The 21,431-nt window shown below is 70.5% G+C and carries 21 protein-coding genes and 1 pseudogene; 11 read left to right on the top strand and 11 right to left on the bottom strand.

The features are described 5' to 3' along the window. Positions 1–50: 50 nt before the first annotated feature. From ABFX50_RS40550 to ABFX50_RS40530, 5 genes are all read right to left on the bottom strand, one after another. Positions 51–521, bottom strand: coding sequence for a WHG domain-containing protein (locus tag ABFX50_RS40550; RefSeq protein WP_346154289.1), 471 nt, complete (start codon positions 519–521; stop codon positions 51–53). Further along, the gene (locus ABFX50_RS40545; protein ID WP_346154287.1) at positions 443–2,272 is read right to left on the bottom strand and encodes a glycoside hydrolase family 15 protein; all 1,830 of its coding nucleotides are present in this window, start codon (positions 2,270–2,272) and stop codon (positions 443–445) included. The genes ABFX50_RS40550 and ABFX50_RS40545 overlap by 79 nt, the downstream gene beginning before the upstream one ends. 147 nt (positions 2,273–2,419) lie before the next feature. Next, positions 2,420–2,698 (bottom strand): antibiotic biosynthesis monooxygenase family protein, encoded by a 279-nt coding sequence (locus ABFX50_RS40540; RefSeq protein WP_346154285.1) that lies wholly within the window; start codon positions 2,696–2,698, stop codon positions 2,420–2,422. Next, complete coding sequence (locus ABFX50_RS40535; RefSeq protein ID WP_346154283.1) at positions 2,695–3,270, bottom strand: DUF2867 domain-containing protein; 576 nt, start codon at positions 3,268–3,270, stop codon at positions 2,695–2,697. The genes ABFX50_RS40540 and ABFX50_RS40535 overlap by 4 nt, the downstream gene beginning before the upstream one ends. After that, the gene (locus tag ABFX50_RS40530; RefSeq protein ID WP_346154281.1) at positions 3,267–5,192 is read right to left on the bottom strand and encodes a fumarylacetoacetate hydrolase family protein; all 1,926 of its coding nucleotides are present in this window, start codon (positions 5,190–5,192) and stop codon (positions 3,267–3,269) included. The genes ABFX50_RS40535 and ABFX50_RS40530 overlap by 4 nt, the downstream gene beginning before the upstream one ends. 56 nt (positions 5,193–5,248) lie before the next feature. On the opposite strand from ABFX50_RS40530, the gene ABFX50_RS40525 reads away from it, so the two are divergent. After that, positions 5,249–5,851, top strand: coding sequence for a TetR/AcrR family transcriptional regulator (locus ABFX50_RS40525; protein ID WP_346154280.1), 603 nt, complete (start codon positions 5,249–5,251; stop codon positions 5,849–5,851). Between the two features lie 13 nt (positions 5,852–5,864). On the opposite strand, the gene ABFX50_RS40520 is transcribed toward ABFX50_RS40525, so the two are convergent. Continuing rightward, positions 5,865–6,485 carry a TetR/AcrR family transcriptional regulator gene (locus tag ABFX50_RS40520; protein ID WP_346154278.1) on the bottom strand — a complete coding sequence of 207 codons (621 nt, stop codon included), beginning with the start codon at positions 6,483–6,485 and terminating at the stop codon, positions 5,865–5,867. Between the two features lie 140 nt (positions 6,486–6,625). Here ABFX50_RS40520 and ABFX50_RS40515 point away from each other — a divergent pair. From ABFX50_RS40515 to ABFX50_RS40505, 3 genes and pseudogenes are all read left to right on the top strand, one after another. Next, positions 6,626–7,534, top strand: a pseudogene (locus tag ABFX50_RS40515) (RNA polymerase sigma factor); the annotation flags it as partial. A 23-nt stretch (positions 7,535–7,557) separates the two neighbouring features. Then, positions 7,558–8,496 carry an adenosine deaminase gene (gene add, locus ABFX50_RS40510; protein WP_346154276.1) on the top strand — a complete coding sequence of 313 codons (939 nt, stop codon included), beginning with the start codon at positions 7,558–7,560 and terminating at the stop codon, positions 8,494–8,496. Between the two features lie 42 nt (positions 8,497–8,538). After that, entirely contained in the window at positions 8,539–9,879 is a 1,341-nt protein-coding gene (locus ABFX50_RS40505; RefSeq protein WP_346154274.1) for an APC family permease, read from the top strand. A 116-nt stretch (positions 9,880–9,995) separates the two neighbouring features. Here ABFX50_RS40505 and ABFX50_RS40500 read toward each other — a convergent pair whose 3' ends face one another. Beyond that, on the bottom strand, positions 9,996–10,775 hold the full coding sequence (locus ABFX50_RS40500) for an ABC transporter permease (protein ID WP_346154272.1): 780 nt from the start codon (positions 10,773–10,775) through the stop codon (positions 9,996–9,998). Beyond that, complete coding sequence (locus ABFX50_RS40495; RefSeq protein ID WP_346154270.1) at positions 10,772–11,716, bottom strand: ATP-binding cassette domain-containing protein; 945 nt, start codon at positions 11,714–11,716, stop codon at positions 10,772–10,774. Before ABFX50_RS40495 ends, ABFX50_RS40500 begins: the two co-directional genes overlap by 4 nt. Before the next feature lie 39 nt (positions 11,717–11,755). Between ABFX50_RS40495 and ABFX50_RS40490 the strand changes: the two genes are divergently transcribed. Then, positions 11,756–12,325, top strand: a complete 570-nt coding sequence (locus ABFX50_RS40490; RefSeq protein ID WP_312895289.1) for a TetR/AcrR family transcriptional regulator — start codon at positions 11,756–11,758, stop codon at positions 12,323–12,325. Beyond that, complete coding sequence (locus ABFX50_RS40485; RefSeq protein ID WP_346154268.1) at positions 12,322–13,158, top strand: NAD(P)H-binding protein; 837 nt, start codon at positions 12,322–12,324, stop codon at positions 13,156–13,158. The genes ABFX50_RS40490 and ABFX50_RS40485 overlap by 4 nt, the downstream gene beginning before the upstream one ends. Here ABFX50_RS40485 and ABFX50_RS40480 read toward each other — a convergent pair. Then, positions 13,134–13,826 (bottom strand): class I SAM-dependent methyltransferase, encoded by a 693-nt coding sequence (locus ABFX50_RS40480; protein ID WP_346154266.1) that lies wholly within the window; start codon positions 13,824–13,826, stop codon positions 13,134–13,136. The genes ABFX50_RS40485 and ABFX50_RS40480 overlap by 25 nt on opposite strands. A 16-nt stretch (positions 13,827–13,842) precedes the next feature. Beyond that, a complete protein-coding gene (locus ABFX50_RS40475; protein WP_346154264.1) occupies positions 13,843–15,570 on the bottom strand; it encodes a thiamine pyrophosphate-dependent enzyme in 1,728 nt (575 codons plus the stop codon). Between the two features lie 273 nt (positions 15,571–15,843). On the opposite strand from ABFX50_RS40475, the gene ABFX50_RS40470 reads away from it, so the two are divergent. The 5 genes from ABFX50_RS40470 to ABFX50_RS40450 all read left to right on the top strand — a co-directional run bounded on the left by ABFX50_RS40470 (position 15,844) and on the right by ABFX50_RS40450 (position 20,455). Beyond that, positions 15,844–16,653, top strand: a complete 810-nt coding sequence (locus ABFX50_RS40470; RefSeq protein WP_346154262.1) for an alpha/beta fold hydrolase — start codon at positions 15,844–15,846, stop codon at positions 16,651–16,653. A gap of 185 nt (positions 16,654–16,838) precedes the next feature. Then, complete coding sequence (locus ABFX50_RS40465) at positions 16,839–17,627, top strand: putative protein N(5)-glutamine methyltransferase (protein WP_346154260.1); 789 nt, start codon at positions 16,839–16,841, stop codon at positions 17,625–17,627. A 123-nt stretch (positions 17,628–17,750) separates the two neighbouring features. Beyond that, on the top strand, positions 17,751–18,116 hold the full coding sequence (locus tag ABFX50_RS40460) for an STAS domain-containing protein (RefSeq protein WP_346119800.1): 366 nt from the start codon (positions 17,751–17,753) through the stop codon (positions 18,114–18,116). 111 nt (positions 18,117–18,227) lie between these two features. Then, positions 18,228–19,571 (top strand): TrkH family potassium uptake protein, encoded by a 1,344-nt coding sequence (locus ABFX50_RS40455; protein ID WP_346154258.1) that lies wholly within the window; start codon positions 18,228–18,230, stop codon positions 19,569–19,571. Between the two features lie 44 nt (positions 19,572–19,615). Next, complete coding sequence (locus ABFX50_RS40450; RefSeq protein WP_346154256.1) at positions 19,616–20,455, top strand: universal stress protein; 840 nt, start codon at positions 19,616–19,618, stop codon at positions 20,453–20,455. A gap of 12 nt (positions 20,456–20,467) precedes the next feature. Here the strand turns inward: ABFX50_RS40450 and ABFX50_RS40445 are convergent, their stop codons facing one another. Beyond that, positions 20,468–21,388, bottom strand: coding sequence for a GNAT family N-acetyltransferase (locus ABFX50_RS40445; protein ID WP_346154254.1), 921 nt, complete (start codon positions 21,386–21,388; stop codon positions 20,468–20,470). Positions 21,389–21,431 lie beyond the last annotated feature (43 nt).

The raw sequence follows: 21,431 nt of genomic DNA, 5'->3' as shown, positions 1-21,431 counted from the left end.
AGGACAACGATCCGGCTGTCAGACGGTCACGTGATCGTCTCGGGCAGAACCTAGGCCAGGCCCAGTGACCTGACCAGGTCGAGCATTTCGGCGCGGTGCAGGGCGGCCGGGTTGCCCGCGACGGGGTGGATGTGGCCGTCGATCTCCAGGGCCACCAGGCCGTGCATCCGGCCCCAGACGCGCAGCGCGAGCGCCGCTGCGGCGGGCGGCACGTTCGGGAGGTCTGCCTGGATCTTCGCGACGTGGTCCGGGTGAAGGTCGGACCAGGAGGCGTCCTCGGGCTGGTGGTGCCGGGCGTGGGGCCATGCGGCGGCCACCAGGCGGGTGAGCTCGCGGCACGCCCGGCGTGCCGTCTGGTCCACCGGCCCGTCCTCGGGCGTTGCTGGCGGTCTCCACCGCCTCTGCGAGCGAGAACTCCCGGCTTCGTCCCGAAGGAAACGGTCTAGCCGAGGGCGCGGTCCAGGTTGAAGGCGGCGCTGATCAGGGCCAGGTGGGTGAATGCCTGGGGGAAGTTGCCGCACTGCTCACCGGCCTGGCCGATCTCCTCGGCGAAGAGGCCGACGTGGTTGGCGTAGGTGAGCATCTTCTCGAAGGCCAGGCGAGCCTCGTCGAGCCGTCCGGCGCGGGCGAGCGCTTCGACGTACCAGAACGAGCAGATCGAGAACGTGCCCTCCACGCCCCGCAGACCGTCCGGGCTCGCTGCGGGGTCGTAGCGGTAGACCAGCGAGTCGGACACCAGGCGGTCGCCGAGCGCCGTGAGGGTGGACAGCCACTTCGGGTCGGTGGGCGAGATGAACTTCGCCAGCGGCATCATCAGTACCGAGGCGTCGAGGACGTCGCCTCCGAGGTACTGGACGAACGCCTGGTGCTCGGCCGACCAGCCGCGTTGCATGATCTGCCGGTAGATCGTGTCGCGCGTGCGCTGCCACCTCGCCGTGTCGGCGGGCAGGCCGCGGTGGGCCGCCATGCGGATGGCGCGTTCGATGGCCACCCAGCACATGAGCCGGGAGTACAGGAAGTCCTTGCGTCCGCCGCGGGTCTCCCAGATGCCCTCGTCGGGCTGGTCCCAGTTGTCGCAGACCCAGTCGACCAGGCCGCTGACGTAGTCCCAGTCGCCGCTGGAGATCGGCTTGCCCCATTTGTCGTAGAGGTAGACGGCGTCGATCAGCGCGCCGTAGATGTCGAGCTGCAGTTGGCCGACGGCGGCGTTCCCTACCCTGACCGGCCAGGAGCCCTGGTAGCCCTCGAGGTGGTCCAGCTGGCGTTCGGGCAGGTCGCTGCGTCCGTCGATGCCGTACATGATCTGCAGGGGACCCGAGTCGCCGGGCGGGCAGGTGCACACGTTCGCCGTCAGGAAGCGCATGAACGCCTCGGCCTCCTGGGTGAAGCCCAGCCTGAGCAGGGCGTAGACGCAGAAGGCGGCGTCGCGGACCCACACGTAGCGGTAGTCCCAGTTGCGCTCGCCGCCGACCTCCTCCGGCAGACTGGTCGTCGGCGCGGCCACGATGCCGCCGGTCGGTGCGTAGGTGAGCAGCTTCAGGACCAGCGCGGAACGGTGGACCGTCTCGCGCCACCTGCCGCGGTAGCGCGACGCGGACAGCCATCGTCGCCAGAACGCCACGGTGGCGGTGAACTCCTCTTCGGCCTCGGCGATCGGGCACGAGCGGAGGGCGACGCCGTCGCCGACCCGGTCGAGAGCGAAAACGGCATGTTCACCCTCATGGAGTTTGAACTCCGCCCACATGTCCACACCGTCGGCTTCCATCGGCACGGTGGCGGTCAACGCGAGAGAGAGGGAGGGCGACTCGAAGACCGCCTGGCCCTCGGTCAGGCGGAGCGTGTGCGGCTGGGTCCCGTAGTCGAACCGCGGCGCCACCCGCGCGCGGAACGGGAGCGATCCGCGGACGCAGGACACCCGCCGGATCAGCCGATGACGGCCGGGCTCGGGCGACTCATCGGCGATGGGCATGAAGTCCTGGATCTCACCTACGCCGTCGTTGGCGTAGAACCGGGTGATCAGGACGTTCGTGTCGGGAAAGTAGAACTGCTTCGTCGTCGCCCGCACCTCGGCGGCCAGCTCGAACGACCCGCCCTTGTCGCTGTCCAGAAGGGCGGCGAAGACGCTGGGCGAGTCGAATCTCGGGCAGCAGTACCAGTCGATCGTGCCGTTCGCGCCCACGAGCGCCGTCGTACGCAGGTCTCCGATCAAGCCGTGGTCGGCGATCGGTAGGTACTGGGCGTTCGAGACATCCGCGGAGATTCCAGTGCTCACCTCGGCCTCCTCGCCGTGACGACTGGCCCGATGGCCAAAGCCTAGGTAAGCCAACCGCTGGCCGGGGTCTGGCCTTCGCCAAGACTCGACCGGGTTTCGCGGGCCCGCCGTGAAGTAGAAGGACGCGGGCCCGCGCTCAACCGGAGATCAGCCGGCCACGACGCGAACGATCTCGCGGGGCCGTACCTCGCGCTCGTCGTAGGCCAGATCGACCTCCGCCGCCTGCACCGCGACCAGCGACGCGGCGCACGCCTCTTCCGATTCCCACTGCACGATCGAGATCACCGCGTCGTCGGACAGCCAGCATTCGGCCGACAGGCACCCTGGTGCGCCCAGGAACACCTCGGCGACCTGGTGCACCCGTGCGATGAACTCCTCCCTGTGGGAGGCGTGCGGATAGTGGCTTGCGATCATTCCGACCTTCATGATGCTCTCCTCTGCCAGCCGCGTCCGATGAGTCGAACCAGTGCCGGGTCCACGACCAGGTGGCGGAAGGGCCTGATCGCGGCCATGTATGCCCTGCCGAACAGCCCGTTCGGCTTGACCAGCACGGCCATCTGCCCGTGGTGGCCGCCGGAGGGGCCGGGCACCCAGCCGATGTGCATGACGGTGTGCACGGTCTTGTTGGCCATCTCCGCCGCCCACTCGGTGTCGGTCAGATAGACCGAGGTGAACGGCACGGCGGCGAGGTCAGGCCCGGAAGGGCCGTCACGCAGGTCGGCGGGCAGCCGGTTGCGCAGCGTCTCCACCCGCGCGCCGACGCCGGTCTCGGGCCGGTCCCAGCCGAACAGCTCGCCGAGCTTCCAGCGCAACGCGAACAGCGCCCTGGTGGCACCGGAGAAGCGGCCCTCGCCGGTGGACATCTGACGCACGAGCCGTTCCAGGTCCTCGGGACCGCCGGGCGTGGGCAGCTCCCATACGTCCTCGAGCCGGAAGTCTGGTGCCAGGGTGTGAATCCGCCAGGGGCGTGTGGTGTGAGCGGTGTCGGGAAGTCTCATGAGCGGGTGGCCTGCCATTCGGCCATCAGGGCGAACAGTGCGAACCTATCGATCTCGGGCTGTCCAGGGTGGATCTCCCTGTAGCGCTGGTAGACGTTGACCACGACCCGCTCGGCGTCCAGCCAGCCGGCGTATTCGGCCAGGTCGACCGCGAACATCGCCTCCCGCAGGTCCAGGCCCTTGGCGAGGGCGGCGTCCGCCTGCTCGACGACGTGGGCGAGGTAGTCGCGCACGGCACGGATCCCGTCGGGATCGGTCACCGGCCCGTGGCCGGGCACGACGGTCGGCGCGTCCAGGCCGATCATCGTGTCGCAGGCGGCGATCCAGTGGGCGATGGGGCCGCTCCACACGATCGGCGTGCATCCGACGAACAGCAGATCGCCGGCGAAGAGCACGCCCGCGTCGGGCACGTGCACCACCGTGTCGGCCTCGGTGTGGGCGGGTCCGAGGTTGAGCAGGCGCACCTCGCGGCCGCCCACGTCGAGGGTGAGCCGCCGGTCGAAGGTGTGGTCGGGCTCCCGCAGGCGGATGCCGCCGAAGTCGAAGCCGCCGAAACGGTCGCGCAGGTACCGCGTGAGCACCGGCCCGAGGTCCATCACCTGCAGAGCCGTCGTCAGCTCCGGGGCCATCTCGGCGCGCATCTCGTGCGCGGTCGCCTCGGCGGCGACGACGCGCACCGAGCCGGGCAGCAGCTGGCCGCCATGGGTGTGGTCGCCGTTGGCGTGGGTGAGCACGGCGTGGCTCAGCGGGTGCAGGTCGGTGATCGGCCGCATGCCGGCGAGCATCTCGGCGGTGAGCGGCAGGTCGTAGAGCGTGTCGACCAGCAGGGACGCGCCGTCGCCCGCGACCAGCCCCGCGTTGCTCCTGCCGTACCCGCCGTCGGGCAGCAGCCACGCCCAGACGCCGGCTCCCACCTGGTGCAACCCCCTGGTGTACGGCACGGCGGAGCGGGCCGGGTTGCGGCGGGGCGGCCTGACCACGGCGGCGGGGTCGGCCCTGGGGGCCAGCGGGTGCGGAGCGGCGCTCGCCCGCACCGTCTGACGCACCTCGCCCAGCCCCTCGGCGCTCAGCCGCACCACGTCGCCGTCCTTGAGCCAGCCACGGAAGGCGGCCAGGTCGCCGAAGTCGAGATGCTCGATCAGGCAGCAGCCGGGCACGGTGCCTGAGCCGAAGACGTCTCCAGGCTGGAGTTCGACGCCCCGGGAGGCGTAGGAGACGACCTCGCCGAAGGACCAGTCCATCGCGTCGGTGCGACCCTGCCCGACGAGGGCGCCGTTGATTTCGGCGCGCACGTGGAGGGCGAGCCTGCCGTCCGGGCCGAAGGGCAGTTCGTCGGGGGTGACCAGCCACGGTCCCAGCGTGGTCGCCCCGTCCTTGCCCTTGGCCTGGCCGATCTTGAGCTGGCTCTCCAGGCCCTGCAGGTCGCGGGCGCTCCAGTCGCACATCAGGGTGTAGCCGGCGATGTGCTCCACGGCCTGCTCAGGGGTCAGGTCGCGACCCGCGGCGCCGATCACCGCGCCGATCTCCAGCTCGAAGTCGAACCAGGCGCTGCCGGGGGAGATGGGCACGTCGTCGTGGGGTCCGATGACGGTGGCGGGGTTGGCGAAGTAGAAGGCCGGGATCTGGTACCAGGTCGTCTCCAGGACTCCCGGCGCCCCGGTGGCCTTCAGGCAGCCGCGCATGTGGTCGAGGAAGCACAGGCAGTCCCTGATGGACGGGGGTCTGGGGATGGGGGCCTTGAGCCTGACGTCGGCCAGCGCCACGACCTCGTCCGGCTCGGCGAGCGCCCGCTCACCTGCCTGCCGGAGTTCGGGGCCGAGCTGCCCGAGCAGGGTGGTGCCGGGCGGCAGGGCGTGGACGAACTCACCGTTGAGGACTCCGGCGCGGTCACCGCCAGCGGTGCCATAGGTCACGAATCGCATGGCCCTCTCCTGTGTTGGTCAACATAGATTATGATTGTTAGCACAGAGGAGGTGGCGTGACAACACGACGAGAGCAGACCAGTAACGAGAGCCGCGAGCTGATCCTCGCCGCCGCGGCGGAGCTGTTCGCCGAGAAGGGCTACCGACAGACGACCTTCGTCGACGTGGCCGAACGCTCGGGGATCAGCAGAGGCTCCATCCCGTGGCACTTCGGCAGCAAGGAGGGCCTGCTGCTGGCCGTGCTCGAGCGTTCGGTGGCGATGGTCCGCGACAGTCTCGCCGAGAAGCCGGGAGAGGAGGCGAGTCTCGAGCAGCTGAGCCGGGGCGCCGGCATGATGTTCGCACTCCCGACCACGAAGCTCTTCGTCACGCTCCTGGTCGAGGCGCAGGAGCCGGATTCACCCATCCGCGGCCGCTACGTCGAGATTCACAACACTCTGCGGGAGCACTGCAGGCGCTGGCTTGAACGGCTGCCGCTGCCGCAGGGCCTGTCGGCCGAGGCGCTGGCCGTCACGATCATCGGCGCGGGTATCGGCGTCCACCAGCAGTGGCTGCTGGCGCCCGAGCGGGTCGACCCCGAGCAGGCGCTGGCCGCGCTGCGCGCACTGGTGGCCGGCATCCTGCCGGCGGGGGAGGGCGCCGCCTCGCACGGGGAGTGAGCGGCGCCAGGGGCTACGGCTTCTCGACGGCGTAGCCGCCGAGCGCGGGCTCCAGCAGGTCGAAGGCGCGCCCGGCCGACTCCTCCAGCGCGGCGGCGATGACGTCGGCGTCCTGGCCCGCCAGCGTGCGCCGCATCAGGTCGGCGAACAGCACCCTGTGCACCCCGGCCAGCTGGGCGGCGGCCACCTTGGCCGTCAGGTCGCCGCCCAGCTCGGCGGCCAGTGCGTCCTCCCGCTGCTCGTGGAGGTCACGCAGGCGCGCCACCAGCGTGGGGCTGTCGGCGATCATGCGGGCGAACGGCGCCGGCGCGAACCCGATCACGGGGTCACGCCGCCGTACCGCGTCCACGAAGGCCCGTCGCAGCGCCGCCAGCGCGGATTCACCGCTCCGCCGCTCGCGCACGGTGAGCGCCAGCGAGGCCACGAACGCCTCGTGGTGGTCGAACGCCATGTCCTCCTTGCGGGGGAAGTAGTTGGTGACGGTCATCTTGGCGACCCTCGCCGCGGTGGCGATGTCGGAAATCGTGGTCCGCTCGAAGCCGCGCTCCACGAACAGGCGGGTAGCGTGGTCAGAGATGGACTGCCTGGTCTCTCGCTTCTTCTGTTCACGCAAACCCACGGTCTCGATGCTCATGGGCCTCACCCTCTCACAAAATTTTAGGTTCGACATCATTTTAGGTTGACGCCAGGGGCGCTCGACCCTAAAGTTATGTCCGTCCCAAGTTTGGAAAGGATCGAATGACGGCCACCTTGGATCTCGACGACGTCCGCGTCGCCACCCGCGACACGGTCAAGGACTACCTCAAGCAGATCGGCAAGGTCCCGCTGCTCACCGCCGAGCAGGAGATCGAGCTGGCGAAGAGGATCGAGGCAGGGCTGTTCGCCCGCGAGCGGCTCGACAGTGAGCCGCTCCTGTCCGCCGAGCTCCGCGCCGACCTGGAGTGGATCGCGGAGGACGGCGAGCTGGCCAAGCAGCGCATGCTGGAGGCCAACCTGCGTCTCGTGGTCTCCATCGCCAAGCGCTACACCGGCCGCGGCATGCTCTTCCTCGACCTCATCCAGGAGGGCAACCTCGGGCTGATCCGCACCATCGAGAAGTTCGACTACACCCTCGGCTTCAAGTTCTCGACCTACGCCACCTGGTGGATCAAGCAGGCGATCTCCAGGGCGATGGCCGACCAGTCGAGGACCATCCGCATCCCCGTCCACATGGTCGAGCTCATCAACAAGGTGGCCTCGGCGCAGCGGCGGCTGGTCTCCGACCTCGGGCGCGAGCCCACCCCCGAGGAGATCGCCGTCGAGGTGGAGCTCCCTCCCGCCAGGGTGGTGGAGGTGCAGCGCTACTCCCGCGAGCCCATCTCCCTGCACACGCCGCTGGGGCAGGAGGGTGACAGCGAGCTCGGCGACCTCATCGAGGACTCCGAGGCGCCCTCGCCCGCCGAGCAGGTCTCCTTCACGCTCATGCGCCGCCAGCTGCTCGAGATCCTCGACAGCCTGTCCGACAGGGAGGCGGGCGTCATCTCCATGAGGTACGGCCTGACCGACGGCAAGCCGATGACGCTCGACGAGATCGGCAAGGTCTACGGCGTGACCAGGGAGCGCATCAGGCAGATCGAGGCCAAGACGATGTCCAAGCTGCGCCACCCCTCCAGGGCCGAGGCGCTGCGCGACTATCTGAACTAGGAGTTCTCCCTACAATTGCCCCAGTGAGAGACATCGCGCTGCTGCCGAAGGCCCACCTGCACGTTCACCTGGAGAGCACGGTTCGCCCTGCCACCTTGCGGGAGCTGGGGGTTCATTCGCGGCGGCCTGAGGTCTTCACCGGCTTCAAGCAGTTCGCCGACCACAACGCGCAGGTGCGCGCCGCGTTGCGCACCCCCGAGCACTTCCGCAGGATCGCCCGCGAGTTCTGCGCCGACGAGGCCGCCCAGGGCACCCGTTACGCCGAGGTCACCTTCACCGCGGCCGCCCACGGCGAGCGTCTCGGCGACCTGGAGATGCCGCTGCTCGCGGTCCTCGAAGGGCTGGCCGAAGGAGAGGCCGAGCACGGCATCCGCTGCGCCCTCATCCTCGACCACTCGCGCCGCAGGCCCGCCGACCGCCTGCTGCGGACGGTGAAGCTCGCCGCCGCCCACGAGCAGGTGATCGCCGTCGGTCTCGCGGGAGACGAGAGCCACCCGCTGGCGCCCTTCGCCGACGTGCTGAAGCTCGCCAGGGACGAGGGGCTGCACATGGTCCACCACGCAGGCGAGAGCGCGGGCCCTGCCAGCGTCCGCGAGGCGCTCGACCTCGGCCACGCCGAGCGCATCGGCCACGGCATCCGCGTGCTGGAGGACCCCGACCTGGTCGCCGAGCTGCGCGAGAGGCGCGTGCCGCTGGAGGTGTGCCCCTTCTCCAACGTGCTGCTGGGCCTCGTGCCCTCCTATGCAGAGCACCCGCTGCCCCGCCTGCGCGAGGAGGGTCTGCTCGTCACGCTCAACACCGACGGGGAGACCTCCCTGCTCAGCGAGTACGGCCAGGCGAGGCGCGGCGACGAGATGCTGGCCGAGCTGGCCGCCGCCTCGGTGACGGCCTCGTTCGCCCCCGAGCGGCTCAAGGCCGAACTCCTGCGCGGCATCGACGAATGGCTCGCCATGCCCGTCTGACAGGTGGTGTCAAAGACGCCTGAGATGGGCACGGGATGAATCATGACAACACCCCCCACCCAGGTGTCGCTGAAGCGCGCCATCGGACCAAAGCTGCTCATCTTGTTCATCGTCGGCGACATTCTCGGCACGGGCGTCTACGCGCTCACCGGGTCGGTCGCGGGCAGGATCGGCGGGGCCCTCTGGATCCCGTTCCTCGTCGGCTTCGTCATCGCCGCCCTCACCGCGATGTCCTACGTGGAGCTGGTCACCAAGTACCCGAGGGCGGCGGGGGCCGCCCTCTACACCCAGCTCGCCTTCAGGAAGCCGTTCCTCACCTTCATGGTCGCCTTCGCGGTCATGTGCTCGGGTCTGACCTCGGCCAGCGCGGCGGCCCGCGCCATCGGCGGCAGGTACCTGCAGGAGTTCGTCACGATCCCGACGGTCGTGGTCGGCATCATCTTCATCATCGCCGTGGCCGCGCTGAACTACAGGGGCGTCTCGGAGTCGGTCAAGACGAACATCGTCTTCACCCTGATCGAGCTGACCGGCCTGCTGGTGATCATCCTGATCGGCGTCTACGCGGTCGCGACGGGGGCGGGAGAACCGTCGCGCCTGCTGGAGATCAGAGCCGACGAGTCGGGAGGGCTGCTGCTGGCGCTGCTGGGCAGCACGGCGCTGGCCTTCTTCGCCTTCGTCGGCTTCGAGGACTCCGTCAACATGGCCGAGGAGACCAAGGACCCCTCGCGCAACTTCCCCCGGGCGATCTTCATGGGTGTGGCGATCACCAGCACCGTCTACATTCTGGTCGCGCTCACCTCCTCGTTGCTGGTCGACTACCGGGTCCTGCAGGACTCCGACGGGCCGCTGCTCGAGGTGGTCAAGGCCGGAGGGCTCGCCTTCCCCCCGCAGCTGTTCGCGGCGATCGCGATGTTCGCGGTGGCCAACTCGGCTCTGATCAACATGATGATGGCCTCCCGCCTGGTGTACGGCCTGGCCAACGAGCGCGTCGTGCCGAAGGCGCTCGGCATGGTCGACCCGCGCCGCCGTACCCCGGTGGTCGGCATCCTGTTCACCACCGCGCTGGCGATCGGGCTGATCTCCAGCACCGAGATCGCCGGACTCGGTGAGACCACCGCCTTCCTGCTGCTGTGCGTCTTCGCCGTGGTCAACATCGCGGTGCTCGTGCTGCGCAGGGAGGAGGTCGACCACGCCCACTACCGGGCGCCCACGGCGCTGCCGGCCATCGGCGCGGTCATGGCGCTGGTGCTGGCCAGCCCGTTGACCGGGCGGCCAGGCAACGTCTATGTCATCGCGGGCGTGCTGCTGGGCATCGGCGTGCTGCTGTGGCTGGTCAACTGGGCCTTCACCCGCCGCCAGCGCCATGAGGAGGAGACCGTCTGACGGGCGGGGCCGTGCCGTCCCTCCTCAGCCAGGGACGGCACGGCCGGCTATCCAGGGACGGCACGGCCGGTCAGCCAGCCGGCACGGCCGGTCAGTCAGGGACGGCACGGCCCCGGTCAGCGGCTCAGCCGCCGGTAGGCCCGCGCCGACAGCGGCAGGAACACCAGGGTGATCGCCACCGGCCAGGCGACGGCGAGCAGCATCGCGTGCTCCGACGCCCACGAATCACCCACCCAGCCCTTGTTGCCGAACAGCTGCCTGCAGGCGGCGACGGTGGCCGACAGTGGGTTCCACTCGGCCGGCACCGCCATCCAGCCAGGCATCTGGGAGGGTGAGACGAACGTGTTGGCGACCATGGTCAGCGGCAGCAGCAGCATCCAGGAGGCGCCCGCCGCCTCGGGGGTGAGCTTGAGCCCGGCGAAGATGCCGACCCAGATCAGCGAGAAGCGCAGGAGCAGCAGCAGGCCGATCGCGGCCAGCGCGTTGAGCGGCCCGTTGTGCCAGCTCCAGCCGACCGCCAGGCCGGCCGCGATGAGAATGGCCAGCTCGAGCACCGAGTTGATCATGTCGGAGATCGCCCTGCCGAGCACCACGCCCGCCTGGGAGACCGGCATCGAGCGGTAGCGGTCGGTGACCCCGTAGGAGGCCTGGGTGGTGACGACGACGAGGGTGGAGGTGATGCCGACGGCCATGGTCTGACCGAACATGCCGGGCATCAGGTAGTCGCGGTAGTCGTCGGCGCCGGCCACGGCCATCGCGCTGCCGAAGACGTAACCGAACAGCAGCACCATCACCACCGGGTACAGCAGGCCCGAGGCGATGGCGGTGGGATTGCGCCGCCAGTGCACCAGGTTGGTCCTGGCGATCGTCCAGCTGTCATAGAGCACGTAGGTCATGCGGTCACCTTCAGGAACACCTCGTCGAGAGTGGGGCGGCGCATCGAGATGTCCTCGACCTCGATCCCCTTGGCCTCCATCGCGCGCATCACGTGGCTGAGGGCGCTCATGCGGTCGGTCACGGAGACCGTCAGCCTGCGGGTGTCGGGGTCGACCGCCGGCCGTCCGAAGGCCGCCAGGATGCCGCCCGCCTCGGGCAGGTCGCGGGCGTCTCGTAGCACCAGATCGAGGCGGTCACCGCCGATCATGGACTTGAGCCGGTCGGGGGTGCCCTCCACGATCACCCTGCCTTCGCGCAGTACCGCGATCTGGTCGGCGAGCTGGTCGGCCTCGTCCAGGTACTGGGTGGTCAGCAGCACCGTGCTGCCGGCCGCCACCAGGGTGCGGATGGCCTGCCACGCGTCGTTACGGTTGCGGGGGTCGAGGCCGGTGGTCGGCTCGTCGAGGAAGAGCACCCTGGGGGCCTGGATGAAGGTGGCGGCCAGGTCGAGGCGGCGGCGCATCCCGCCGGAGTAGTGCTTGATCCGCTTGTTGCCCGCCTCGGCGAGCCCGAACTGCTCCAGCAGCTCCTGCGCCCTCGACCTGGCCTGCTTGGCGCTCAGGTGGTAGAGCCTGCCCCACATCTCCAGGTTCTCCCTGCCGGTGAGGATCTCGTCCACCGCGGGTTCCTGCGTGGCCAGCCCGATACGCCGCCGGACCTCGGCGGCCTGGGTGGCCACGTCGAGGCCCGCGACCGTGGCCCTGCCCCCGTCCGCGCGCAGCAGCGTGGAGAGGATGCGCACCGCGGTGGTCTTGCCGGCGCCGTTGGGGCCGAGCAGCCCGCAGACCGTTCCCTCCCGCACCGCCAGGTCGAAGCCGTCGAGTGCGTGGGTCTCGCCGAAGCGCTTGCGCAGCCCCTCGGCGACGAGTGAATAGGAGTTCATCGCTTCAGAATGGGACATCAATGTCCCAAAAGCAAATCATGGTGTTACACTCTGGGAGTGAGCAGTTCCACTTCAGAGTCCGGTACCCGTCACCGCACGCGCCGCGCCATCCTGGCCGCCGCCGCCTCCACGCTCGCCCGCGACCGCAAGGCCACGCTGGCCGACATCGCCGAGGCCGCGCAGGTGGGGCGCAGCACGGTGCACCGCTACTTCCCCGACAGGAAGGAGCTCATGGAGGCGGCCATCGTCGACGCCTTCCAGGCGGTCGAAGACTCCACCCGCGAGGCCGTGATCGACCAGGGTCCCGCGCTGGAGGCCATGCGCCGCCTCATCTCGGCCCTGGTCGACGTCGGCGACCAGCTGGCGTTCCTGTTCGGCGACCCACGCCTGCTCGAGGAGTACACCGCCGCCTTCGAACCCGACATGACGGTCCCCACCACGATCGGACTGATCGAGCGGGGCCAGGCCGAGGGCGTCTTCGACCCTTCACTGTCGCCCGAGTGGATCCAGCACGTGCTCTGGGCGCTCACCTACACGGGATGGGAGGCGGCGGAGAAGGGGGAACTGCCGCGCCACGGCGTCACCGCCGTGGTGATCCGCACCTTCGAGAAGGGAGTGGTGACATGAAGATCCTGGTCACGGGCGCCAGGGGGAACGTCGGCAGGCTCGTGCTGAAGGGGCTGGCCGGGCACGAGGTGCTGGCGCTGACCCGCTCGGCGCCGTCCGCGCCCGGTGAGGTCCTGGGCGATCTGGCCGAGCCCGGCACCCTGCCGCTGTCGGGCGTGGAGGCGATGTTCCTGTTCCCCGTGCCCGAGAGCGCCGAGGAGGTGGTACGGCTGGCCGTGAGAGCGGGGGTGCGGCGGATCGTCACGCTGTCGTCGGGCGCGGTCACCTTCGGCGAGGACGACTCCTTCCACCTGCCGGTCGAGCGGGCGGTCGAGGCCTCGGGCGTGGAGTGGACGCATGTGCGGCCGGGCGAGTTCATGCTCAACAAGCTGGAGCTGTGGGGCCCGTCGATCCGCGCCGAGGGCGTCGTGCGCGACCCCTTCCCCGACCAGGCCTGGTACCCCGTCCACGAGGCCGACATCGCCGACGTCGCGGTGGCCGCGCTGACCGAGGACGGGCACGCGGGCCGCGCCCACACCCTCAACGGGCCCGAACTGATCTCCCATCGCGACCAGGTGGCGGCCATCTCCGCGGCGATCGGGCGCGAGCTCCGCTTCGAGCAGGTCACCCGCGCCCGAGCCCGCGAGCTCTACCTGGCGCAGGGCGGGTTCGCCGCGGCCTCAGCCGACTTCCTTCTCGGCTACGAGGACTACTCGGGCGGCGAGAGCACCGAGGAGTGGGCGCCCGACCCCTCGATCGAGATGACCACCATGAAGGACGTCACGGGCAGGCCTGCCCGTACCTTCGCGCAGTGGGCCAGCGACCACGCTCACGACTTCCTGCGGCAGGTGTAGGCCCCGTAGAGCCGCCGATCGTAGGCCACGTCGAGGATCTCGAACCCCGCCGCCGCGAGCATCGGCTCCAGCAGCCATCGGAACGTGCTGTGCTCGGTGCGCACGTGCTCGGCGTAGTCGTCGGCGGTGTAGCCGAGCGCGGGGTCGGCCGAGGCGTCGCGCATCCAGCCCTCGAAGATCTCCTCGGCCTCCTCGGGCCCGAAGTCGTAGATCAGGTCCCGCAGGCGCAGGATCCCGCCCAGCCGCAGCATCTTCGCGATCCTGGCGAGCGCGATCGCCTTGAAGAAGTCGGGCACCTGGTGCAGGGCGTTGCGGGTGAAGACCGCGTCGACGGGCGGGCCCGCGTACTCCCAGGTCAGCAGCCCGCCGCCGACCACCTCCAGGTTGGCGAGCCCCTGCTCGGCCGCCCTGGCTCTCAGGTGGTCGAGCATCGCGGGGGAGATGTCCACCGCCGTGACCCTGTCGAAGCGCAGGGCGGCGGCCAGCGCGAACTGGCCGGTGCCCGCGGCCAGGTCGACCACGGTGGCCACTTCGTGCCCGGCGAGGATGTCCAGATCCTCGCCGGGGTCGGGATGGCCCTGCTTGCGGTCATATCCCGCGACGAAGGCCGGGTCGAGGTGCTCGGGGCCCGCGTGGGCGCTCTCGTCGAGCATCCAGGCTCTGATCATGACCGTCTCCAGGTTGCTAGAGGTTGCGCAGGTTCGTGCGGGCCAGCTTCCACGCCTCGCTGACACCGCCCTTGAGGACGATCTTGCCCATGGACAGCGCGAAACCTCGCGCCTCCTCCAGCGTGAGGTGCGAGGGCACCTCGAGGGCGTCGGCGGTGGTGACGACGTCGAGCAGGGCGGGCCCGTCGTGGGCCAGCACCTGCCCGACCGCCTCGCGCAGGTCGGCCGGCTCGGTGACCCTCCTGGTGAAGAAGCCCGCGCCTGCCGCGATCGCCGCGTAGTCGACCATGTCATGGTCGGTCTCGAAGGGCGGATCGCCCGCCACCATCATCTCCAGCCGCACCATGGCGAGGCTGGAGTTGTTGAAGACGACGACCTTGACCGGCAGCCTGTGGGTCTTCACGGTCAGCAGCTCGCCCATCAGCATCGCCAGGCCGCCGTCGCCCGACAGGGAGACCACCTGCCTGCCCGGCTGGGCGATCTGCGCGCCGACCGCCATCGGCAGCGCGTTGGCCATCGAGCCGTGCACGAACGAGCCGAGCAGCCTGCGCCGTCCGTTGGGCGTGAGGTATCTGGCCGCCCACGTGCAGCACATGCCGGTGTCGGCGGTGAAGATCGCGTCGTCGTCCGCCAGCTCGTCGACGAGGGCCGCGACGTACTCGGGGTGGATGGGCACCAGATGGTCCACGTCGTGGGTGTAGGCCTCGAGGCCGGTGCCGATCGCGTGCTCGTGCTCGCGCAGCATCTCGTCGAGGAAGGATCTGTCCTTCTTCTCGCGCAGCAACGGCAGCAGCGCCCTGATCGTGTGGCCGACGTCGGCGGCGATGCCCTGGCTGATGGGCGCCCTGCGGCCGAGCCTGGCGGGATCGATGTCGACCTGCACGTTGTGGCGGGTCGGCAGGAAGTCGTTGTAGGGGAAGTCGGTGCCCAGCAGCAGCACCAGGTCCGCCTCGTGCAGCGCCTTGTAGCAGGCGCCGTAGCCGAGCAGTCCGGTCATGCCCACGTCGTAGGGGTTGTCGTACTGCAGGACGTCCTTGCCGCGCAGGGTGTGCCCGACCGGCGCCTCCAGCCACGCGGCCAGCTGCAGGACCTCCTGCCTCGACTCCGCGCAGCCGATGCCGCCGAAGATCGTCACCTTGCCCGCGGCGTTGATCCGCTCGGCGAGCTCGGCCACCGCCGCCTCGTCGGGCACCGGCTTGGGGCGGGAGGCGACCAGCGCGCTGGCCGGCGGGCTGCCGGCGGAGTCGGCGCCCAGGACGTCGCCGGGCAGCACCAGGACGGCGGCGCCGCCCTTGCCGACGGCGTTCTGGATGGCCGCCCTGGCCGTACGGGCCAGCTGGGCGGGCTGGGAGACCAGCTCGCAGTAATGGCTGGCCTGCGCGAACAGGACCTCGGGCTTGGTCTCCTGGAAGAAGCTCGTGCCGATCTGGGTGGAGGTGATGTGCGAGGCGAGCGCCAGGACGGGCGCGCCCGAGCGGTGCGCGTCCATCACGCCCTGGAGGAGATGCGTGTTGCCGGGGCCGCAGCTTCCCGCGCACACGGCCAGCCTGCCGGTGAGCTGGGCCTCTGCCGAGGCGGCGAACGCGGCGCCCTCCTCGTGGTGCACGTGGACCCACTCCAGCGTGCCGCTGCGCCGTACGGCGTCGCTGAAGGCGTTGAGGCTGTCGCCCACCAGCCCGTAGACACGCGTCACACCCGCTTGGACCAGCACTTCAACAAGATCATCTGCTACGGTGCGGCTCATTGGCCTTGCCTTTCTCTCGGCTCTGCACCTCACCTACCCAGCCCGGCGGGGTGGGTGTGGCGGCGGCGGCCACGTCTTCCACCCCGAGGGGTGACCCGGCCCCTCCCGCAGGAGGGGCCGGGCGCGACGGAAATGTCGACGTAGTCCCTGATCGTCGCGGGGCCGTAGTCGACCACTGCGACGCCGAGCCTGGCGACGGGGGCCGCGCCGGCGAGGAAAACTGTCGCACCGCGGTCGTACGCTGAGGCCGTCCCGACTGCTCCAGGAGGTCACGTGAAGACCGACACGCTGGAAGTGCCAGGCGCCCGCCTCTACTACGAGGCCAGGGGATCAGGGCCGGTGCTGCTGCTCATCCCAGGGGGGCCGACCGACGCGGGCGTCTTCGCCGGCCTCGCCGCGGCCCTGGCCGACCGCCACACCGTGGTCGCCTACGATCCGAGGGGCAACTCCCGCAGCACGCTGTCCGAGCTGCCGGGCGACGACCTGCTCGACCTCCACGCCGACGACGCCGCAGCCCTGCTCGCCCTGTTCGGCGACGAGCCCGCCGACGTGATGGGCAGCAGCGGGGGTGCCCTGATGGGGCTCACGCTGGCCGCCAGGCACCCCAAGAGGGTACGCATGCTCGTGGCGCACGAGCCGCCCGTCGTCGAGCTGCTTCCCGAGGCGGCGAGGCAGCGCGAGATCTCGGCGGAGATCTACGACACCTACGTCCGGCACGGCGTCGGTCCCGCCATGCGGCGCTTCATGGAGGTCTCAGGGCTCGGTGGCACGGCCGAGGCCATACCTGCCCCTCCCCCCGAGGCGCAGGAGGTGATGGCGCGCAACCTCGACTTCTTCCTCGCGCACACCTGGCGCGCCTTCGACGGCTTCACCCCCGACTTCGACGCGCTGCGCTCGGGCGGCGCCAGGGTGGTCGTGGGCGTGGGGGAGGGCTCCGAAGGCCAGCTCGCCCACCGCGCCGCGCTCGCCCTCGCGGCGCGTCTCGGCGCGCCGCCCGTCGTCTTCCCCGCCGACCACGGCGGGTTCGACGAGCGGCCCGAGGAGTTCGCCGACCTCCTCCACCAGGTCCTGCGAGGGTCCTGACCCGCTGAGGGGGCCGGTGCGCCCACCGTTCGAGCGTGCGGTAGTGTCCCTCTCCAGTAGCGGACCGATCGAGGAGGTGAGACCCATTTCGCCAGATCAGGCTGGGTGCTCCCTCCTCACAGCCACACGGCTCACCCCGCGCGGGTGACCGCGGGAGCGCCCACAGGCATTTCCGGAAGGCGCTCATGTCACCATCCCCTCGCTCGACCATCATCACCAGGCTCAGGGCCGCAGGCTGCGTTTTCGCCGAGGACGAGGCCCGGCTGCTCCTCTCCACCGCCCCCACCTCGGCCGATCTCGAGGCCATGGTGGAACGGCGCGTCGCAGGTCTGCCCCTCGAGCACGTCCTCGGCTGGGCGCAGTTCCGTGGCCTGCGCGTCGCCGTCGACCCTGGTGTCTTCGTGCCGCGCCGCCGCACCGAGTTCCTCGTCGGCGAGGCGGTCGCCCTCGCCAGGCCCGGCGGCGTCGTGGTCGACCTGTGCTGCGGCACCGGCGCGGCGGGCGCGGCGCTGATGCCCGCCCTCGACGGGCTGGAGGTCCACGCCGCCGACATCGACCCCGCCGCCGTGGCGTGCGCCCGCCGCAACCTGCCGGACGCGCGGGTGTACGAAGGCGACCTGTTCGAGCCGTTGCCCGCCACGCTGAGGGGCCGTGTCGACATCCTGGTAGCCAACGTGCCCTACGTCCCGACAGGGGAGGTGGAGCTGCTGCCCGCCGAGGCTCGCGTCCATGAGGCGCGGGTGGCGCTCGACGGCGGGGCCGACGGGCTCGACGTCCTGCGCAGGGTGGCCCTGCAGGCGCCTGGCTGGCTGGCGCCCGGCGGCCACCTGCTGGTCGAGACCAGCGAACGGCAGGCGGCGGGCGCCGTCGAGGCGTTCGTCTCCAGCGGGCTCGTCCCGAGGGTCGCCGTGTCCGACGAGTGGTACGCCACCGTCGTCATCGGCACCAGGCCGGAGGCGGACTCCAGCGGCTGACCTCGGTGGCGCTGGTGGTGCCGAGGGGGCGATGGGGACGGATGATGTCAGGCGGGGGATAACGGTGGTTTTGCGTCATGTCATGATGGCTGCTGACCGCCTTGCCGTCCGGATGGAGCGATTGTGCCGCTTGACCAGCCCTACACGGTCTCGCTGAGCCTGGGTCTCCAGGGCAAATGCTTGATCGCGAGGCTGTCGGGAGAGCTCGACTTCAACGGCACGCCGATGGTGAGAGATCGCATCGCGCGTGCCATCGAGGCCGCGGACCCGCCGCTGCTGATCATCGACATGGCCGACGTCACCCTGTGCGACTCCGCCGGGCTCTCGCTGTTCGTGAGCGTCCACCGGTCGATCAAGGTGCTGGGCGGCAGGCTGGTGGTCACCGGGCTCCAGGGCAGGTGCCTCGACGTGTTCACGATCACCGGGATGACCAAGTTGCTGGACGTCAGGCCCACGGCCGAGATGGCCATCGACGAGCTCAACCCCTGACGCGCGGACCTGCGCCCCCGTGGTCTACGGTCTGACCGTGCCAAGCTCAACCATCGCCACCTCGCAGCGGGTCCCGCTCCACTCCTCCACCGGCGTCGCGACGGCCCGGCCATGACGCGTCGCTTCCAGAGCGGGCTGCACCATCCGGCGCAGTTCGTGGCCACCGGATTCGGGGCCGCGGTCCTGATCGGCGCCGCGCTGCTGACCATGCCGATCGCCACCACCTCGGGCGAGTCGGCGGGCTGGCTGACCGCGCTGTTCACCGCGACCTCCGCCGTGTGCGTGACGGGCCTGGTGGTGGTCGACACCGCCGCGCACTGGTCGGTGTTCGGCGAGGTGGTCATCGCCTGCCTGTTCCAGATCGGCGGCCTCGGCATCATGACCATGGCCACGCTCTTCACCGCGCTGCTGGCGGGCAGGGTCGGGCTGCGCGCCAGGATCGCGGTGGCGACGGAGACGAAGGCGGTGAGCGTCACCGACGTGCGCCGCCTGGTGCGCAACGTGGTGCTCTTCAGCCTCGCCTGCGAGGCGGTCACCGCGGTGGTGCTGACCGCCCGTTTCATGATCGGGTACGGCGAGCCGCTCGGCCAGGCGCTCTACCTGGGCGGCTTCCACGCGGTCTCGGCGTTCAACAACGCGGGCTTCGCCCTCTGGCCGGACAACCTCATGCGGTTCGTGGCCGACCCGTGGATCTGCCTGCCCATCGCGGTGGCCGTGATCGTGGGAGGCATGGGCTTCCCCGTGGTGTTCGAGCTGGCCAGGTCGTGGCGGCACCCGAGCCGCTGGTCGATCCTCACCAGGATCACGATCGTCGTCAGCGTCATCCTGCTGGCCGTCGGCACGCTGTTCTTCCTGGCCGCCGAGTGGCACAACCCGCGCACCATGGGCGCGCTCGACGACTCGGCCAAGCCGCTGGCCGCCTTCTTCGCCGCCGTGATGCCGCGCTCGGGCGGCTTCAACACCCTGGACATCTCCCAGATGAACCCCTCCAGCTGGCTGTTCACCGACCTGCTGATGTTCATCGGCGGCGGCAGCGCGAGCACCGCGGGCGGCATCAAGGTGACCACGTTCGGCCTGCTGGCCTTCATCATCTGGGCGGAGCTGCGCGGCGAGCCCCGCGTCAACGTGGGCCACCGCCGCCTGCCCGAGTCCACCCAGCGGCAGGCCATGACGATCACGCTGATGGGCGTGGTCCTGGTGGCGATCTCGACCTACGCGCTGATGCTGCTCACGCCGTACAGCCTGGACAGGGTGCTGTTCGAGGTCATCTCGGCCTTCGCCACCAACGGCCTGTCGACGGGGATCACCGCCGACACCTCCGTGGCCGGGCACGTGCTGCTCAGCCTGCTGATGTTCGTCGGCAGGATCGGGCCGCTGACGCTGGGCTCCGCGCTGGCGCTGAAGGAGCGGACGCGCCGCTACGAGCTGCCCGAGGAGCGCGTGATCGTGGGCTGAGCGCCGTGTGCTCTCATGGGAAGGGGGCGACCAGGGGGGACGTCATGATCGTGGTCGGGGTCGATGGTTCGCGGGCGGGGCTGGAGGCGGTCGCCTGGGCCGCCAAGGAGGCACGCCTGCGCGACGTGCCGCTCCGTGTGGCCTACGCCATGCCCAGATGGGCGTGTGAAAACCAGGGCGGCAGATACGCGAGCGTCGCCACGTGGATGCGCGAGGGCGCGGCCACGGTGGTGGCGGCGGGGCTCGACAGGGCCCGCAGGGAGGAGCCGGAGGTGGTGGCCGACTCGGCGCTGCTGCCTGGCGACCCGCGCGCGGCCCTGATCGCCGCCGCCGAGCAGGCGGAGCTGCTCGTCGTCGGCAACCACGAGATGGGCAGGCTGCGCGGCATGCTCGTCGGCTCCGTGGCGTACGGCGTGGCGGGGCACGCCAGGTGCGACGTGGTCGTGGTGCGTGAGGCGCCCCCCATGACGCTGGGGGAGGTGGTCGTCGGCGTCGACGGCGCGGGCACCGGCGAGAACGTGCTCAGGTTCGCCTTCACCGAGGCGCGCCTGCGCGGGGTGCGGCTGCGCGTCGTCCACGCCTTCGGAACGGGTCCCCGCGAGTTCGCCGAGGACAGGCCCGAGCTCGAGCGCTTGAGGGAGCTGCTGACCCGGTGGCGAGAGCGGCACCAAGACGTCGAGGTCGCGGAGGACCTGGTGAAGGGCCACCCGGCCGAGGTGCTGAGGCAGGCGGGCGAACGGGCCGACCTGCTGGTGGTCGGCTCGCGCGGCAGGGGCGGGTTCGCGGGCCTCGTGCTCGGCTCGATCAGCCAGGCCATGCTCCACCAGGCGCCGTGCCCGCTGGTCGTCGTCCGCACCTCCCCCGGCACACCTCACCGTGGATGAGCCTTCGCTCCGTCATCCTCGTCCCGCCCGTCCGACCGGGGCGCGGAAGCCGTACGTCTCGTGGGTGCGGACGAACCCCAGCGACGCGTACAGCGCGTGGGCGGCGGTGTTCTCGGCGTTGTGGTTGACGGTCACCGTGCTCAGCCCGAGGTCGCGCATCCGCCGCATGGCCTCGAGCATGACCGCCCTGCCCAGACCTCGCCGCTGGAAGTCGCGATGGGTGCCGACGGGCTCGAAGTGCCCGACGCCGTTCAGCTCGTCGACCCAGTAGACGGCGAAGGCGGCGATCCGCCCGTCGGGCGCCTCGGCGACGATCTCCCTGGCAGGGTCGTAGCCGGGCTTGTCCATCACCTCCGACCGGTACTGCTCGCCCGTCCAGTCCTCCTCGAAGGAGTGGTTGCGCGCCACGGCGAGCCGGTCGGCGTCCTCCAGGCGGGCCGAGCGCACGCGGAAGCCCTCGGGGAGGGCGGGGGAGGGGAGGGGCAGGCCGAGGTCGCGGTCGTTGACGTGGTCCCAGGTGCGGAAGCGCTCGAACCCGAGCTGCTCGAGCAGGCCGATCCTGGTCGTGTCGCAGTCGAACAGGTCGGTCAGCACGTACGGCTCGGCGGGGTCCATCGCCGCGGCCGTGCTCTCGTAGGCGGCGCGCAGCATCCGCAGCTCGGCGGGGGAGCCGCGCAGGCTGGGTGCGGCGAAGACGTCGAAGGCCGAGCCGAAGCGCAGGTTGACGGCCAGCCCGACGATGCGGGAGGCGTCCTCCCAGAGGTGGACCAGCGAGCCGACGGGACGCCTGCCGCGCAGGTTCTCGTAGATGCGGTGGGGAAGCTCGCCGACGTGGTCGTAGCCGCACCGCCCCGCCTCGGCGATCCAGCGGGCGAAGGTGTCCTGCAGGACGGGCAGGTCGGCGTCGGAGTAGGGGCGCATCGTCAACGTCACCGGGACATCATGCCGAGCGCGCCATGGGCGGCGCATCGCTATT

Origin of the sequence: Nonomuraea recticatena, assembly GCF_039533245.1 — a bacterium.
Classification (GTDB): domain Bacteria; phylum Actinomycetota; class Actinomycetes; order Streptosporangiales; family Streptosporangiaceae; genus Nonomuraea; species Nonomuraea roseola.
This window is presented reverse-complemented; position numbering and strand designations above follow the sequence as displayed.

Coding starts and splice junctions, on each gene's coding strand:
- ABFX50_RS40540 (WP_346154285.1), bottom strand. CDS start 2,698: ATGAAGGTCGGAATGATCGCAAGCCACTATCCGCACGCCTCCCACAGG.
- ABFX50_RS40535 (WP_346154283.1), bottom strand. CDS start 3,270: ATGAGACTTCCCGACACCGCTCACACCACACGCCCCTGGCGGATTCAC.
- ABFX50_RS40530 (WP_346154281.1), bottom strand. CDS start 5,192: ATGCGATTCGTGACCTATGGCACCGCTGGCGGTGACCGCGCCGGAGTC.
- ABFX50_RS40520 (WP_346154278.1), bottom strand. CDS start 6,485: ATGAGCATCGAGACCGTGGGTTTGCGTGAACAGAAGAAGCGAGAGACC.
- ABFX50_RS40505 (WP_346154274.1), top strand. CDS start 8,539: ATGACAACACCCCCCACCCAGGTGTCGCTGAAGCGCGCCATCGGACCA.
- ABFX50_RS40500 (WP_346154272.1), bottom strand. CDS start 10,775: ATGACCTACGTGCTCTATGACAGCTGGACGATCGCCAGGACCAACCTG.
- ABFX50_RS40495 (WP_346154270.1), bottom strand. CDS start 11,716: ATGTCCCATTCTGAAGCGATGAACTCCTATTCACTCGTCGCCGAGGGG.
- ABFX50_RS40485 (WP_346154268.1), top strand. CDS start 12,322: ATGAAGATCCTGGTCACGGGCGCCAGGGGGAACGTCGGCAGGCTCGTG.
- ABFX50_RS40480 (WP_346154266.1), bottom strand. CDS start 13,826: ATGATCAGAGCCTGGATGCTCGACGAGAGCGCCCACGCGGGCCCCGAG.
- ABFX50_RS40475 (WP_346154264.1), bottom strand. CDS start 15,570: ATGAGCCGCACCGTAGCAGATGATCTTGTTGAAGTGCTGGTCCAAGCG.
- ABFX50_RS40465 (WP_346154260.1), top strand. CDS start 16,839: ATGTCACCATCCCCTCGCTCGACCATCATCACCAGGCTCAGGGCCGCA.
- ABFX50_RS40455 (WP_346154258.1), top strand. CDS start 18,228: ATGACGCGTCGCTTCCAGAGCGGGCTGCACCATCCGGCGCAGTTCGTG.
- ABFX50_RS40450 (WP_346154256.1), top strand. CDS start 19,616: ATGATCGTGGTCGGGGTCGATGGTTCGCGGGCGGGGCTGGAGGCGGTC.